Source organism: Paracoccus halophilus (assembly GCF_000763905.1).
In the GTDB taxonomy this organism is placed as follows: domain Bacteria; phylum Pseudomonadota; class Alphaproteobacteria; order Rhodobacterales; family Rhodobacteraceae; genus Paracoccus; species Paracoccus halophilus.
On record NZ_JRKN01000050.1, the window covers coordinates 1 to 15,272 of the forward strand.

Genomic DNA, 15,272 nt, shown 5'->3' on the forward strand with positions numbered 1-15,272 from the left:
TCGCTCTGAATATGCCGAACCGCTGCATGGCCGAACCTCGGCAAACCAGCCACCGCACTCGGCCATGCGGCATAATCCCACTTCCGGCATAATGCGTGTTATGCCGATATCGGCATAACTGTCACGCGACAGGACATGCCTCACGGTTGGGGCGGGATTTCTCGGGCGGTTTCGGCACGAAGAAATACGCCTTCGAGGAACTGATCGCCGAGATTTCGAGCGCGTTCTGTTGCGCCTCGCTCGGGATCGCGCCGACCGTGCGCCACGCCGATTACATCGGCTCCTGGCTGGAGGTGATGCGCGAGGATTCCCGCGCGATCGTTCGTGCAGCCTCGCAGGCCAGCAAGGCGGCCGACTGGCTGCTGGCCCATCTGCCCGACGACAGCACCGATGTTGAGCGGCAGACCCCGACGGAAGGGAGGGCCGCGGCATGATCCTCCTGACCGACACACAGCGTGACCGTTTGCTGGCGAATGGCCGCGATCGCGATCAGGATCACATCCCGGTCGTGAAGTTCTTCAATCCCTTCGGCGCCGGTGTCTGGCTTGCGACCGAGCTGGACGAGGACGGCGGCATCATGTTTGGCCTGGCCGACATTGGCTACCCGGAGCTTGGCTCCTGGAGCCTCAACGAACTGCGTTCCATTCGGCTGCCCTTCGGCATGGGCATCGAGCGGGATCTGCTGTTCACGGGGGACTTCCCGATCTCGGTCTGGGCCGAGACCGCCCGCGAAACCGGCAGCATTCGCGATGCCGAGCGCCTGCTGTATCGTTCGGGCCACCTGTCAAACGGGACACGCTCCGATACGGAGACCTGGCATTCCTGAGGGTGTCTGCGGCTTCCACGCCGCTCTCTTCGAAGGAAGAGGGCGGCGCTTCTCCTCGTGACGCGGTGAAAGTTCGGCGCCCGGCCGGCTGCCCGTCGGAGAACAGCGCCATGACACGAAACATGAGAACATCCGCCATCGAAGCACAGCCGCTCCGGTTCTCCGCCCAGGAGCAGGCCGTGGTCTACGAGGCCCGGCAGATCCTGCTGCGCCACCTCAACCAGAACCCTGTCCTGACATCCTGGCAGGCGGTGCTCGACTATTGCGCTCTCACCATCAGGGGCGATGTGGAGCGCTTCCATGTCCTCTATCTCGACCGGAGGAACCGGCTGATCTCAGACGAGTGCCTCGCCATCGGCACCATCGATCACGTCCCGGTCTATCCCCGGGAGGTGCTGCGACGCTGCCTGGCGCTCAATGCCTCGGCGTTGATCATCGTCCACAATCATCCGGCCGGTGATCCCGAGCCCTCAGCCGCCGACCTCGCGATGACAAAAGAAATCCGGAACGCCTGTGCGTCCCTGGGGGTGGTGCTGCACGACCACATCATCACCGGCGCTGGCCGGGAGACCAGCCTGCGCGCCCGCGGCGAGCTCTGATGGGGCCGCGCGTTACGCCGGCCCATAAGAGGGAAAGGTGGGTGGGGAATTTCGTGACGGGCTGGTTGCCGGAGAGAGAGGCTCCCCGGCGTCCGTCATGGAGACCCTGACATGGCCACTGCCACACAGAAGATCACCCTGTCGTCCTCGCGCGACATCCCCTTCAACAAGCTGGTGCTCAGCCAGTCCAACGTCCGTCGCGTGAAGGCCGGCATCTCGGTCGAGGAACTGGCCGAGTCCATCGCCCGCCGGGGGCTGATCCAGTCCCTGCATGTCCGCCCCGAACTCGACTCGGAAGGCAAGGAGACCGGCCTCTTCGAGGTGCCGGCTGGCGGGCGCCGTTACCGGGCGCTGGAACTGCTGGTCAAGCAGAAGCGCCTCAACAAGACCACGCCGGTGCCCTGTATCGTCTCGGAGGCCGGAGACGACATCCTGATCGACGAGGTGTCGCTTGCCGAGAATATCGAGCGCGCGCCGCTGCATCCGCTCGACCAGTTCCGCGCCTTCCAGGTCCTTCGTGAGAAGGGCATGAGCGAGGAGGAAATCGCCGCCGCCTTCTTCCTCGACGCAAAGGTGGTGAAGCAGCGTCTGCGCCTCGTTTCGGTCTCGCCGGCGCTCCTCGAGGCCTATGCCGAGGACGGCATGACGCTGGAACAGCTCATGGCCTTCACAATCTCCGACGACCATGCCCGGCAGGAACAGGTCTGGGAGGCGATCAAGGATGGCTGGCAGAAAGAGCCATATACCATCCGTCGCATGCTGAACGAGACCACGGTGCGGGCCTCCGACAAGCGGGCGCTCTTCGTCGGTATCGAGGCCTATGAGGCGGCGGGCGGCTATGTGCTGCGCGACCTCTTCCAGCAGGACGATGGTGGTTGGCTCCAGGACCCGGTTCTGCTCGACCGGCTGGTGGGCGAGAAACTGAAGGCCGAGGCGGAGACCATCGCCGCCGAGGGCTGGAAGTGGATCGAGGTCGCGACCGATTTCCCCTATGGCCATACCGGCGGCATGCGCCGTCTGGCCGGCACCACCATCGACCTGACCGACGAGGAACGTGCCGAGCGCGAAAAGCTCCGCGACGAGTTCGACGCGTTGGAGGCGCAATATGCTGAGGCCGACGAACTGCCCGACGAGGTGGACTCGCGGCTCGGCGAGATCGAAGAGGCGCTGGAAGCCTTCGAGACCCGACCGATGCTCTACGACGCCGATCAGATGGCTCGCGCCGGTGTCTTCGTCAGCATCCGCCATGACGGCCAGCTCGCCGTCGAGCGCGGCTATGTCCGTGCCGACGACGAGGCGATGGAAGGTCAGGAAGGGCAGGGAGCCGATGGTCGTTCTCCCGAGGGCGGCGAGTCCGGTGGTGTGCAGCGCGCGGTAATCATGGTGGGTGGCAGGGCGACGGAACCCGAGGAGGACGATGAGGTCGAAACCATCCGGCCTCTGCCGGACCGCCTGGTCAGCGAGCTGACCGCGCATCGCACGCTGGCGCTCCGCGATGCCGTGGCGACGAACCCGCATGTCGCGATGACGGCGCTGCTGCATCGGCTGGTCACCGATTGCTTCCTGCCGCACTCCACCAGGGGGTGCCTGGAGGCCCATGTCCGGGAAGTTCATTTCCCGGCGCAAGCCGACGACCTCGGCGAAAGTGTCTCGGCGCGCGCCATCGCCGAGCGGCACGAACGCTGGGGCGATCATATCCCGGCCGACGATGCGGCGCTCTGGGAATGGCTGGTCAATCAGGACGACAACACCCGCATGGAGTTGCTCGCCCATTGCATCAGCTTCGGCGTCAACGCCTTGCACGAGAAGCCCAACCCCTATGGCGGCATGGGCGTCAGCCAGCACGGGCTCGACCTGCGCCTGTCCCAGGCCGACCGGCTGGCACGGGCAACGGGCCTCGACATGGTGGCGGTGGGTTGGCGGCCGACCGTCGGCAACTATCTCGGCCGTGTGACAAAGCCCCGGATCATCGAGGCAGTGCGCGAGGGCGCTGGCGAGCGGGCGGCCCAGCTCATCGATCACCTGAAGAAGGGTGACATGGCGAAGGAGGCCGAGCGCCTGCTGGCCGAAACCGGCTGGCTTCCTGAGCCGCTGCGCATGGTGGTTCGCGATGCGGACGCCGGCGGCGACACCGAGGCGGATGATCTGCCTGAATTCCTTGCCAGCGATGGCGAGGGTGAAGACGGCACGGAGGACGAAGAGCAGTCGATGGTCGCCGCCGAATGATGCTCAGGCGGGGTGGCCTTCGCTGCCCCGCCTCATCCCTTCCGTTTCCGCAACACGCCCGGTCCTCGTGACCGGGCTTTTTCTTTGGAGAAATCCGATGTCCGCACATGTTGATATCGACCAGGTCTTCCGCGAGGACAGTGCCAACCCGCCATCCGAACGCACGCTGCCTTGGGAGGAAACCCGCGATGGCATCACTGTGGTCGTGGAGCCGAAGCCGCATTGGGCGGATGACATGCGCGCCTTCCGTCTCGAAGCCCCCGAATACTGCCGCTACGCCGATTGGACCGCGAACGGCGGCCATGCCCGGTTCTACGGTCATATCGACACCAGCGGTGACGACGTGATGATGAGCGCGCGCGCGATGATCGCCCGCGAGATCGCCGATGGGCTCTGGGACTGAAGGCCTGTCCACGTCCGACGATAGCCGCCACGGTCGTCCTGTCATCGGCCTGTATGGCTCCGGTTCCAGCTGCACGACGGTGCCGCTCATCATGTTCGGCATCAGTTTCCGCCCCCGTCCTCGAACACATTCCTGATGCCAGCATGGCGGCAAAGCTGGCCGGGCGAAGCATCTGCAAGGGGGTATCCGGCGCCTGTCGGATGCAAGACACCACCCCGCTTCCATTCGCGAACCTTGGTCCGATCCGTCTCTTTGACATTCAACCCCGGAGGGGTCGGCTTACGCGCGCGTGCCGCCCTCGGGGATTCGGAGCTAGTCCGAATGCCCGAGGGTGAGTGCAGATCCGGTCAGACACGTCGGGCGCCTGTCGCGCGGGGGATGGTCCCCCGCCTCCAGAGACAGGAGCCAATCCCGATGTCCTATGCAGATGCCACCGCTTTCGCTGCCAGCCTCGCCACCACGCTGATGGTCGTGATCGTCGTGTTCCAGGCCGGGGACGGAACCCACGGCGCCATGCCCGCCGACGAGTTTGACGGCGATGAGGACATGGTGAAGCTGGAACTTGATCCATGGGCCTGAGGCGCGAAAGCGCCTCACCCCAAACGGCCCGAACGCGGAGACCCGCGCTTCGGGCTTTCAGTGCCTCTCGATGGTCCCCCGTCGTCGGCAGCGGAACCGGGAACAAGCCCGGTCAGAGAGGAAGAGTGCGGGCCTTTCGGCCGTGACGGGTTGAGGGCCGGAGAGAGAGGCTCACCGGCGCCCGTCATGGAGTGATCCCGATGACCTTTGCCCGTTCCGAAACCTTCTGCTCCATCGGCCAGATTCTGGCGGCCGATGTTCTGCCCGCGCTTTTTCGGTCGCATAAGCTGCCGCTACGCATCTCTTGCCTCGGCACCGCCAGCTATGACGCCAGTGACGCGGCGAATAGCTTTGATCGCGTGATCCCGCTTGGGGAATGCCCGTCACCGGAGGAGGCCATCGAGGCCGCAGCCTTGCGCCTGTCGCGCGGTGATATTTGCACGGGGCCGGACAGTTTTCCGTATTTCCAGCCGCGCATCATGCTCATTCAGGACCGCGATCAGCGTCTGGTCCTGGGCGGCGAAATCCGCGCCGGCATTATCCTCTGGCAACAGCCGGTCGCATCCGATGGCGAGGCACGCAGGATTGTGACCGAGGCCAGCCGACTGCGCGGTATGGCATTCCGAGCCACGGAGCCCGGTGATGCGAGACGGCTGCGTTACCGCGCCGCTGCGCTGGAGGCACGGTTGGTCGATCCCTTCTGGCGCGAGACCGCGGCCGATCTGCTCCACCTGCCACAGGCCGCCTGAGCTTCACCCTTTCCTTCCCATTCGGCCCGGTGTCACGCCGGGCCATGTCATGCCCGGAGACCATCATGACCGACTATTTCACCCATTTCTCTTGCCTGCTTGACGTGGGCACCCCCGAAAACGCTGCCAGCGCACTCGATCTCTACAACGCACTTGCGGATGACAATGCAGCCGAAGATCCGCCTTCGGACGGCTTCCTGCTCTCCATCCAGCCAGAACATGGTGGCACTCAGCTCTGGATGCGTGATGACGTCACCGGCGATCCCGAGCATGTCATCCAGTTCGTCAAACGCTGCGCCAGGGAGTTCGGGCTGACGGGTCTATGGGGAATGCAATACGCCAACACCTGCTCGAAGCCGCGTGTGGACGGGTTCGGCGGCGGGGCGCATGTCCTTGATCTCGCCACCGGCGAGACGGTGGACTGGATCTACACGGACGGCTGGCTTTCCACCGTGCTGGGGGGAGGCAATCCCTATGAGTGAGGTCATCGAGATCACTGTCTATCGCCTCGACGAGCTTTCCGATGCAGCCAGGGACAAAGCCCGCGTCTGGTATCGTGAGGGTGGCTTCGACGATGACTGGTACGATGCCGTCTATGAGGATTTCCAGCGCGTCGCCGAAATCCTCGGGCTGAACCTCAAGACCCGAACCGTCCGGTTGATGGGCGGCGGGACTCGGCAGGAACCCTGCATCTGGTTCCGAGGCTTCTGGAGCCAAGGCGATGGCGCCTGCTTCGAAACTTTCTATGCCTACCGCAAGGGTGCCCCACGTCTGATCCGGGAATATGCGCCTAAGGACACCGAACTGCACCGCATCGCCGATGCCCTGCAGGCGATCCAGCGGCGCAATTTCTACCAGCTTCGCGCCGAGGCCGGCCATCGCGGCCATTATTGTCACGAATATTGCATGGGGATCTCGGTCGAGCGTGACAGTCCGACATATCAGGACATGACCGCCGATGCCGAGGAAGGCGTGATCGAGGCGTTGCGCGATCTAGCTCGCTGGCTCTACCGCCAGCTCGAGCGCGAATACGACTATCTGTCCTCGGATGAGGTCGTCGATGAGGCCATCATCGCCAACGGTTACACCTTCACCGAAGCCGGCCACCGGTTCGGGTGAGGAGTCTCGTCTCAGAACTTCTCCCGCAACTCCGCATAGATGGCTTCGATCCGGTCGGCCTCTTCGTCGGCCAGAGCGGCGAATTCCTTCGCTCTGGCGCGTCCGGAAAGCCTGCCACCGTTCTGGTGCAGGAAGCGAAACAGCAGGTCGAGCACGCGGTCCGGCATGTCGATCAGGCCCGAGACGCGGGACTTGAACCCGTCATAGGCACGCAGGAACCGGGTCTCTGCTGGCAGGTCATGGTCGATTGTCTGGGCCACGCAGGCGAAGAGGAATTCGGCATGGGGCGTGGCATCGAAGAAGCGATAGAAATCGCCGGTGTCGTTCAGCACCTCGACGTTACCGCGATCGGTTGGGCGCCAGCTGACATGGGTCAGTAGTCGACGCGAATAACTCTCGAGCACCTGTCGGTAGGCCTCGATCCGTTCGAGGATCACCGCCGACACCGGGAAGACTAGCCCGGGCGGATTGAAGCCGCGTGCAGCAAGCACGTGGTGGATCAAGTAGCGATGGAGGCGCCCGTTGCCGTCCTCGAACGGGTGGATATAGACGAAGCCGAAGGCGAGGCCGGCGGCGGCCAGAACAGGGTCGAGCCCCGGGGCGACGTCGCGGTCGAACGCTTCGAGCCCGGCGATCAGCGCAGGCAGGTCTTCATGCCGGGCGCTGACGTGATCGGGCAGGGGGGCGCCGGTCGCGCGGTCGTGCTCTCCAATGAACCCGCCCTCCTGCCGCAGGCCCAGATGGACGAAGCGGGCATCGCCGATGACGATGCGTTGCAGGCGTTCGAGTTCTGCCCGGTCGATCGGATGGCGCCCGGCTTCACCGATGATCTGGCCCCACCGCCGGATACGATCCTGGGGCGGGTTCTCGCCTTCGATCTGGAAACTCGACCGTGAATCCTTGAGCAGCAGGAAGGCCGCCGTGCGCGCCAGCAGATCGGCGGGCACCTCGGCCAGCACCGCACGGGCCTCGGCCGCCAGATCGCGGGCGATGAAAGCCTCGATTGCCGGAGTGCGGAAGATCATCGGGCAAAAATCCGGGGTGCCGGGCAGGTTGTTGCGGACCCGGTGGCGCGGCGAGGGGGCGCCCTCTGCATCCCATTGGAGCCTGGCATCGACCACGGGCGCGTAATTGCCGCGCGTGGCGTCGGGCAGATCCAATTCCGCGCCGAGGAGCCACTCATAGAGGAACCAGATCCTGCGCGCGTAGCTGCCCGTCGGGGCGGCCTCGACAATGGCCTGGATCGGCTCCGGGCCGGTTGCCTTGAACAGCCGCTTGAGAACTGCGAGATCCAGCCCCTCGTAGCGCAGCGCGAAGGTCAGGTGACCGATGAGGCTCGCCTCGGGTTCATGGCGGGGCGTGTAGAGGCGCCAGCCGTCGGCCGCGTAGACCTTGTGACGTGGGCCGATGGCGGAAAGTGTCCGGGGCAGGGGCGTTGCGAGCGCATAGGCATCGATCAGCGCAGCATAGCCCGCAGGTGTGGCCTCCTCGGGGAGCCAGCGCTCGTGAAAAACGGTGACGGCACCTGAAAACGGATTCCTTTGCGCCTGTTCCATGAAATTCAGTTCTTGGCCCCGATGATTGATCTTAAGTCGGTGTATTTCATGAATATCGATTACGATCAATGAGGCCTTGCGAAAGTTGATGGCGGAGCGCTGTCGCCCCCCGCATGGGCGGGGCGATGGGGCTTGTGATGAAGAGTCAGAGAGGGGCCGGGACGGGTTGAGTCCGGGTGGTCGAGAGAGAGCACTGTCCGGGCTTGTCCCTCCCGCTCTCCGAGGATCCCCGACATGAACATCTCGTCTCCCGTGACCGATCCGGTCACGCCGCTCGGCGCCGCACCCGCGATCCTGGCCGCCGCCAATCTCCTCCTTCCCCATCTCGAACGCGGTCAACGCGTCGATGCTGCGATCCTGCGCAGCGCCATGGAAACCGCTTTCGGTGCGTCCGACGCCAGTGGCGCCTGGGACTGGAAGCTGGCCTACGAGGCCTGCGAAGTCGCCACGGTGCTGTTCCTGCGCAAATACGGAAAGGCGCTTTTCCGCAAAGCCGCCTCTCCGGTTTCCCGGCTCGCGCTGCTGGAGAAGATCGCGGGGTTGCTGCCCACGCAGACCCGCCGCTCCGACGAAAGCCAGAGCTTCCAGCAGTTCAGCACGCCTCTGCCTCTCGGCCTTGCTGCGCTGTCGGCGGCCGGGATCAGGCCTGATGACGTGGTGCTGGAACCCTCGGCCGGCACCGGCCTGATGGCGATCCTGGCGCAGGCTGTCGGCGGCTCGCTGATCCTCAACGAGCTTGCCGAGACCCGCGCCGATCTTCTCTCTTCCCTCTTTCCGGCCCTTCCCGTCACCCGGTTCGACGCCGCCCAGATCGACGATCACCTGGCCACGAACGCCGTGCCGTCGGTGGTGCTGATGAACCCGCCTTTCTCGGTCATGGCCAATGTCGAAGGGCGGATGGCGGATGCTTCCCTTCGCCATGTTACCTCGGCGCTGGCCCGGCTCGTCACCGGCGGCCGGCTGGTGACGATTACCGGGGCAAACTTCGGACCGGAAGCTCCAGCCTGGCGCGATGCCTTCATGCGCCTGCAGGACCGCGGCCGCGTGGTCTTCACCGCGGCGATCGATGGCGCGGTCTTCGCCAGACATGGCACCCGCATCGACACGCGGCTGACGGTGATCGACAAGCTGCCCGCCGACGATCCGTCCCGCTTCCCGGGCTCTCCGGGGATCGCGCCTGATGTTACCACGCTGATGGGTTGGATCGAGGCGCATGTCCCGAAGCGTTCGCCGGTATCATTGCCGAAGATCGTCGTGCCCGCTTCGACCATCGCACCGAAAACCGTGCGAGGCTATTTGGCCCGCGCGACAGCGGCGCGGCCTGCCGCTGCTCCTGCCAACGATCCCGAGGGCGTCGAACTCGCCTATGAGACCGTGGACTGGACGCCACCGGAGGGCGCTCGCCTGTCCGATGCCATCTATGAGGAATATGCGCTGCAATCGCTTCGCATTCCCGGCGCCGCGCCGCACCCGACCAAGCTGGTGCAGTCCGCCGCCATGGCCTCCGTCGCACCTCCGAAGCCCTCCTACCGGCCGATGCTGCCCGCCGACATCCGTACCCGACTCTCCAACGCCCAACTTGAAACGGTGATCTATGCCGGTGAAGCCCATGTCGATCATCTCGCGGGTGCCTGGATGGTGGATGAGCATCTCGACAACGTGAGCGCCGCCGCCGAGGATGCTGCCAGCGCTGTCCGTTTCCGCCGGGGCTTCATGCTCGGTGACGGCACCGGTGCCGGCAAGGGCCGCCAGTCGGCCGGCATCATCCTCGACAACTGGCTGCGCGGGCGGCGCAAGGCGGTCTGGATCTCCAAATCCGACAAGCTGATCGAGGACGCGCAACGCGACTGGTCGGCGCTCGGCATGGAGAGGCTGCTGGTCACGCCGCTCTCGCGCTTTCCTCAAGGCGCAAAGATCACGCTCACGGAAGGCATCCTTTTTACCACCTATGCCACGCTACGCTCCGACGACCGGGGCGAGAAGGTTTCCCGCGTCAAGCAGATCGTCGAATGGTTGGGGTCCGATTTCGATGGAGCCATTATATTCGACGAAAGCCATTCCATGCAGAATGCCGGTGGCGGAAAAGGCGAACGCGGTGATGTCGCCGCCTCGCAGCAGGGACGTGCGGGCCTGCGGCTTCAGCACGCGCTGCCCGATGCCCGTGTGGTCTATGTCTCTGCGACCGGCGCCACCACGGTCCACAATCTCGCCTATGCGCAGCGCCTCGGCCTCTGGGGCGGTGAGGATTTTCCGTTCCAGACCCGCGCAGAGTTCGTCGAGGCGATTGAGGCCGGCGGTGTGGCGGCCATGGAAGTGCTGGCCCGCGATCTGCGATCTCTCGGCCTCTATACCGCCCGCTCACTCTCCTATGATGGCGTCGAGTATGAACTGATCGAGCATCAGCTCACGGATGAACAGCGGCGCATTTATGATGCCTATGCCGGAGCTTTCGCCGTCATTCACAACAATCTCGATGCGGCAATGCAGGCCGCCAATATCACCGGCAGTGAAGGCACGCTAAACCGGCAGGCCAAATCCGCCGCGCGCTCGGCCTTCGAGAGCACCAAGCAGCGTTTCTTCGGCCATCTGCTGACCTCGATGAAAACCCCGACGCTGATCCGTTCGATCGAAGCCGATCTGGCGGCGGGCCATGCGGCCGTCATCCAGATCGTCTCGACCGGCGAGGCGCTGATGGAACGGCGGCTGGCCGAGATCCCCGCCGACGAATGGAACGATATTTCCGTCGATGTCACGCCGCGGGAGTATGTCGGCTCGTACTTGCAGCATTCCTTCCCGGTGCAGCTTTATGAGCCCTTCACCGACAGCGAAGGCAATTTGTCCTCGCGGCCGGTGTTCCGGGACGGTCAGCCAGTCGAGAGCCGCGAGGCCGTCGCCCGGCGCGACGAGATGCTCGAACAGCTCGGCTCGCTGCCGCCGGTTCCGGGCGCGCTCGACCAGCTCGTGCAGCGCTTCGGCACCGACCTGGTGGCGGAGGTCACAGGGCGGTCCCGGCGGATCGTGCGCAAGGGCGATGGTCCATCGGCACGCCTGGCCGTCGAGAACCGCGCGCCCTCCGCAAACCTGGCAGAGACCTCGGCCTTCATGGATGACCAGAAGCGCGTTCTGGTCTTCTCTGATGCCGGTGGCACGGGGCGCAGCTATCACGCGGACCTTTTGGCGCGGAACCAGCGCCTGCGGGTGCACTACCTGCTGGAGCCGGGCTGGAAGGCCGATGCCGCCATTCAGGGGCTGGGCCGCACGAACCGGACCAATCAGGCGCAGCCACCGCTCTTCCGGCCCATCGCCACGGATGTGAAGGCCGAGAAGCGGTTCCTCAGCACGATCGCCCGTCGTCTCGACACGCTGGGTGCGATCACGCGCGGGCAGCGCCAGACCGGCGGCCAAGGCCTGTTCCGGCCCGAGGATAATCTGGAATCCGCATATGCCCGCGATGCGTTGCGCCAGCTCTATCTGCTTATCGTGCGCGGCAAGGTGGAGGGCTGCTCGCTTGAACGGTTTGAAACCGCCACCGGGCTGAAGCTGATGGATGCGAACGGCATCAAGGACGAGTTGCCGCCGATCACCACCTTCCTGAACCGTCTGCTGGCGCTGACCATCGAGTTGCAGGGCATCCTGTTCTCGGCCTTCGAGCAGCTTCTGCAGGCTCGGATCAACGGGGCAATTGCATCCGGCACCTATGACATGGGGCTGGAAACGTTGAAGGCAGAAAGTTTTATCGTCACCGACCGGCAGGTCATCCACACCCATCCGGGCACCGGCGCGGAAACGCGGCTCCTGACTCTGACCGAACGCAAGCGCAACCAGCCGGTGACGCTGGATGCGGCACTGGCGGAACTCGACGATCCGTGGGCGAAGCTGCTCATCAACGAGCGGTCAGGACGGGCGGCGGTGCAGATCCCGACCACCAGCGTCATGCTCGACGATGGCGAGATCGAACGTCGCGTCCGGTTGATCCGGCCGATGGAAGCGATGAACATCCCCGTGCGGGCGATGGGCGAGACCCATTGGGTCGAGGCCGAGCGCGCTGCCTTCGCCTCGGCATGGCAGGCCGAGATGGACGAAGTGCCGGAGTTCACCGACAGCATCCTGCATATGGTGACCGGACTTCTGCTGCCGATCTGGAAGCGCCTGCCGCAGGAGTCCTCCCGGGTCTACCGGCTCCAGACCGACGAGGGCGAACGCATCATCGGTCGCCGTGTCTCGCCGGCTTGGGCGGCGAGCGCCTCGGCCAGCGGCGTCAGCAGCAGCCTGACACCAGATGCGGCCTATGCCGCACTGATCGAAGGTCGCACGATCCTCGATCTTGCCGAGGGTCTGCAACTGCGACGCGTCCGCGTCATGGGTGCGAACCGGATCGAACTGACCGGCTTTACCGACACGATGCGCGACCGACTGCGGACCTATGGCCTCTTCAGTGAAATCACCTCGTGGAAACTGCGCTTCTTCGTGCCCGTCGATGCAACGGGACCGGCGATTATCGGCAAACTGCTCGACCGTTTCCCGATCGAGCGCATTTCCGAGCGGGAGGCCGCGTGATGGCACGTCTCAACGCTTCCGAGCTGGCGCAGCGTCTTGGTCTCCAGGCCGAGGCGGTGTGCCGCCACTATCTCTCGAATGGGCGCAAACAGGGCAATTACTGGCAGGTTGGGGATGTGCGAAACACGCCCGGTCGTTCGATGTTCGTCCGTCTGACCGGGCCGGAGGCCGGTAAGGGTGCGGCTGGAAAATGGACCGATGCCCAGAGCGGTGAGCATGGCGATCTGCTCGACGTGATCGGTGAAAGCCTTGGCCTCATTGACTTCGCCGACATTGCCGAAGAAGCGCGCCGCTTCCTCAGTCTACCGGATCCTGAACCGGTGCTGCAATCCCGCAGGGCCCAAACACCGCCAGTACCATCGGGATCGTCCGAAGCCGCCCGTCGCCTCTGGCGCATGACGCAGCCGCTCACCGGCAGTCTCGCAGAGACTTATTTACGGACACGCGGCATTGCGGATTTACGCGGAACCGCAAGTCTGCGGTTCCATCCCAACAGTTACTGGCGGCCCGAGGACGATGGCCCGACCGAAACCTGGCCGGCCATGATCGCCGCCGTCACCGACCTCGACGGCAGGATCACCGGTGCGCATCGCACCTGGCTCATGCGCGACGGTTCCGGCAAGGCACCTGTCGATCCGCCGAGGAAGGCGATGGGAGACCTGCTGGGAAACGCCGTCCGGTTTGGCGGGGCGCAGGATGTTATGGCGGCAGGCGAGGGGATCGAAACCATCCTCTCGCTGCGGCAGGCATTGCCCAGGATGCCGATGGCCTCCGCACTTTCGGCCGGGCATCTCTCCGCCATCCAGTTCTCCCCGCATCTGCGCAGGCTCTACATCGTCCGCGACAACGATCCGGCAGGTGACGCCGCGCGGGACAGCCTGGTGGACCGGGCCATCGGAGCCGGGATCGAGGCCATCACGCTCTCGCCCATGCTGGGAGATTTCAACGACGATCTCGTCAGCTTCGGCCTGGAGGCGCTTCGGGCGCAGATCCGGGTGCAGATTGCCCCTGAGGACGTCAGCCGTTTCATATAGCGCGCACAATAGCCAGAGAGGGCCGTGCTCGGGGATGACCGATCCCGCCATGGGCAAGGGGTTGGGGCACCTCGGCAACGGGACCGCGCCTTGGCCTTCTTGAGAGGGCGAGCAGCCCACAAACGCTCCGGCCCGGCAATGGCGGCGCCCGACTGATTTCCGTCGGCGGCCCGCCACCCCACGCGACAGGTCGCGTGGGGACCCCGTCTCCCCCGCCTTTACAGCGCGAAGCAAATCAGCCGGGCTTTGCCATCAAGGCCCTCGCAAAGAGCTCGGGCTGCCAGACCGGAGCGCCCGTGGGCTTGTCGTCGCCATGAAGGCCGCGACGGTCGCGGTCCAGCCGAAGGACACATCCCATGTATGCCCATGACGAATTCGAACCCGATCACAGCACGTCTCCCACTGCCCATGTCATCGAAGAGCTCGAACTCTATGGCTATCGTCCCGCCGAGGGCGAGGCTGATCCCCGGATCACGCCCGAGGACACCGCCATCCAGGGCGCGGTTGCCGACATCTTCGATGCTCTGATTTCCACCATGGCCGACACCAGCCTCGATTTCGACCTAGACGAGATCATGTGGTCCACGGTCAACACCTTCCACCGCGCCGTCGAGCGGATCGAACGCAAACTCGATGACAACGAGCAGGCCCAGAAGCGCCTTCAGCGCGAACAGGACGGAAGCGAGGTCAAATCCGTCCAGTTGGAGACCCTGATCGGTATCGGCCAGAGCCTGATCGAGCGCCGCGACAGCATCGAGACCTTCCGCGACACTGCCGCCGACCTCTTCCTGCGCAGCACCGGCACGCCCTGGTCGCCGCGCTCCGGTTCACGGGTCAACCATCGCCAGATGACCTCGGCCATGATCGACAGCCGCGACTTCCTCGCGGCCAAGCGCAGGGTCGACAATGAGGTGCTCTTGCCCGCAGGGCCGAAGATTGCCTTCTCGGGCGGGGACACCACTGATCACCGGCTGATCTGGGACAGGCTCGATCAGGTTCATGCCAAGCACCCCGATATGGTCCTTCTGCACGGTGGATCGCCGAAAGGTGCCGAACGCATCGCGGCCACCTGGGCCGACAATCGCAAGGTGCCGCAGGTCGCTTTCAAACCGGACTGGGCGAAACACGCCAAGGCTGCGCCGTTCAAGCGCAACGACCGGATGCTCGACACGATGCCGATCGGGGTCATCGTCTTCCCCGGCACCGGCATTCAGGAAAACCTCGCCGACAAGGCCCGCAAGATGGGCATCCCGGTCTACCGACTCGCAAAGGGCAGCGCGTGAGCGCTGCACCGATTCAAAATGGCCGCGCAGCTTCCTGCATACGTTACGGTGGGCGGTGAGCCGACATTCTCTGCCTGTGCGAACATGCCCTTGTCAGGACATGGAAGCGGACATTCCGCCAGGATCACCCCGCCCGGCCCGGCGCGACGTGCACGGAGGACGGCGTCCGGACATTCTCTGCGGGCGCGAACGAAAAAGCCCGTGCGCAGAAAATTGTTGATTTCCGCTGAGAATTGACCCGGTATTTTCACCGAGAACTGACCCCCCCTTGTTTATGTCTCGGCGGTCATGTTGTGGTCAATGCAGGGGTCTCCTTTCTCTTTTTCTTTGCGGCCTCTGAG

Annotated in this window: 13 protein-coding genes; 12 read left to right on the forward strand and 1 reads right to left on the reverse strand. The window is 64.7% G+C overall.

The window, feature by feature from the left end; genetic code table 11:
- Positions 1-95 precede the first annotated feature (95 nt).
- From IT41_RS18125 to IT41_RS18160, 9 genes are all read left to right on the forward strand, one after another.
- Positions 96-434, forward strand: coding sequence for a zincin-like metallopeptidase domain-containing protein (locus IT41_RS18125; RefSeq protein ID WP_425320066.1), 339 nt, complete (start codon positions 96-98; stop codon positions 432-434).
- Positions 431-826: a DUF2958 domain-containing protein gene (locus IT41_RS18130; RefSeq protein WP_036744018.1), complete on the forward strand. Its 396-nt coding sequence runs from the start codon at positions 431-433 to the stop codon at positions 824-826. The genes IT41_RS18125 and IT41_RS18130 overlap by 4 nt, the downstream gene beginning before the upstream one ends.
- Positions 827-948: 122 nt before the next feature.
- The gene (radC, locus tag IT41_RS18135) at positions 949-1,425 is read left to right on the forward strand and encodes a RadC family protein (protein ID WP_052081772.1); all 477 of its coding nucleotides are present in this window, start codon (positions 949-951) and stop codon (positions 1,423-1,425) included.
- 111 nt (positions 1,426-1,536) lie between these two features.
- Positions 1,537-3,651, forward strand: coding sequence for a ParB/RepB/Spo0J family partition protein (locus IT41_RS18140; protein ID WP_036744020.1), 2,115 nt, complete (start codon positions 1,537-1,539; stop codon positions 3,649-3,651).
- A 97-nt stretch (positions 3,652-3,748) separates the two neighbouring features.
- The gene (locus IT41_RS18145; protein WP_036744022.1) at positions 3,749-4,054 is read left to right on the forward strand and encodes a hypothetical protein; all 306 of its coding nucleotides are present in this window, start codon (positions 3,749-3,751) and stop codon (positions 4,052-4,054) included.
- Positions 4,055-4,468: 414 nt separating this feature from the next.
- Complete coding sequence (locus IT41_RS21030) at positions 4,469-4,633, forward strand: hypothetical protein (RefSeq protein WP_156876264.1); 165 nt, start codon at positions 4,469-4,471, stop codon at positions 4,631-4,633.
- 200 nt (positions 4,634-4,833) lie between these two features.
- A complete protein-coding gene (locus IT41_RS18150; protein ID WP_036744023.1) occupies positions 4,834-5,382 on the forward strand; it encodes a hypothetical protein in 549 nt (182 codons plus the stop codon).
- Between the two features lie 65 nt (positions 5,383-5,447).
- The gene (locus IT41_RS18155) at positions 5,448-5,864 is read left to right on the forward strand and encodes a hypothetical protein (protein ID WP_036744036.1); all 417 of its coding nucleotides are present in this window, start codon (positions 5,448-5,450) and stop codon (positions 5,862-5,864) included.
- The gene (locus IT41_RS18160) at positions 5,857-6,501 is read left to right on the forward strand and encodes a hypothetical protein (RefSeq protein WP_036744025.1); all 645 of its coding nucleotides are present in this window, start codon (positions 5,857-5,859) and stop codon (positions 6,499-6,501) included. The genes IT41_RS18155 and IT41_RS18160 overlap by 8 nt, the downstream gene beginning before the upstream one ends.
- 11 nt (positions 6,502-6,512) lie before the next feature.
- On the opposite strand, the gene IT41_RS18165 is transcribed toward IT41_RS18160, so the two are convergent.
- A complete protein-coding gene (locus IT41_RS18165; RefSeq protein WP_036744027.1) occupies positions 6,513-8,057 on the reverse strand; it encodes a Fic family protein in 1,545 nt (514 codons plus the stop codon).
- Between the two features lie 234 nt (positions 8,058-8,291).
- On the opposite strand from IT41_RS18165, the gene IT41_RS18170 reads away from it, so the two are divergent.
- The 3 genes from IT41_RS18170 to IT41_RS18180 all read left to right on the forward strand — a co-directional run bounded on the left by IT41_RS18170 (position 8,292) and on the right by IT41_RS18180 (position 14,931).
- Positions 8,292-12,614 (forward strand): strawberry notch family protein, encoded by a 4,323-nt coding sequence (locus IT41_RS18170; protein WP_036744030.1) that lies wholly within the window; start codon positions 8,292-8,294, stop codon positions 12,612-12,614.
- Positions 12,614-13,648 carry a DUF7146 domain-containing protein gene (locus tag IT41_RS18175; RefSeq protein ID WP_036744032.1) on the forward strand — a complete coding sequence of 345 codons (1,035 nt, stop codon included), beginning with the start codon at positions 12,614-12,616 and terminating at the stop codon, positions 13,646-13,648. The genes IT41_RS18170 and IT41_RS18175 overlap by 1 nt, the downstream gene beginning before the upstream one ends.
- Before the next feature lie 356 nt (positions 13,649-14,004).
- Complete coding sequence (locus IT41_RS18180) at positions 14,005-14,931, forward strand: DUF2493 domain-containing protein (protein ID WP_011747849.1); 927 nt, start codon at positions 14,005-14,007, stop codon at positions 14,929-14,931.
- The last annotated feature ends 341 nt before the right edge of the window (positions 14,932-15,272 follow it).

Excerpts from the sequence above, each read along its gene's own strand:
- IT41_RS18130 (WP_036744018.1), top strand. The coding sequence starts at position 431 with ATGATCCTCCTGACCGACACACAGCGTGACCGTTTGCTGGCGAATGGC.
- radC (WP_052081772.1), top strand. The coding sequence starts at position 949 with ATGAGAACATCCGCCATCGAAGCACAGCCGCTCCGGTTCTCCGCCCAG.
- IT41_RS18140 (WP_036744020.1), top strand. The coding sequence starts at position 1,537 with ATGGCCACTGCCACACAGAAGATCACCCTGTCGTCCTCGCGCGACATC.
- IT41_RS18145 (WP_036744022.1), top strand. The coding sequence starts at position 3,749 with ATGTCCGCACATGTTGATATCGACCAGGTCTTCCGCGAGGACAGTGCC.
- IT41_RS21030 (WP_156876264.1), top strand. The coding sequence starts at position 4,469 with ATGTCCTATGCAGATGCCACCGCTTTCGCTGCCAGCCTCGCCACCACG.
- IT41_RS18150 (WP_036744023.1), top strand. The coding sequence starts at position 4,834 with ATGACCTTTGCCCGTTCCGAAACCTTCTGCTCCATCGGCCAGATTCTG.
- IT41_RS18155 (WP_036744036.1), top strand. The coding sequence starts at position 5,448 with ATGACCGACTATTTCACCCATTTCTCTTGCCTGCTTGACGTGGGCACC.
- IT41_RS18160 (WP_036744025.1), top strand. The coding sequence starts at position 5,857 with ATGAGTGAGGTCATCGAGATCACTGTCTATCGCCTCGACGAGCTTTCC.
- IT41_RS18165 (WP_036744027.1), bottom strand. The coding sequence starts at position 8,057 with ATGGAACAGGCGCAAAGGAATCCGTTTTCAGGTGCCGTCACCGTTTTT.
- IT41_RS18170 (WP_036744030.1), top strand. The coding sequence starts at position 8,292 with ATGAACATCTCGTCTCCCGTGACCGATCCGGTCACGCCGCTCGGCGCC.
- IT41_RS18175 (WP_036744032.1), top strand. The coding sequence starts at position 12,614 with ATGGCACGTCTCAACGCTTCCGAGCTGGCGCAGCGTCTTGGTCTCCAG.
- IT41_RS18180 (WP_011747849.1), top strand. The coding sequence starts at position 14,005 with ATGTATGCCCATGACGAATTCGAACCCGATCACAGCACGTCTCCCACT.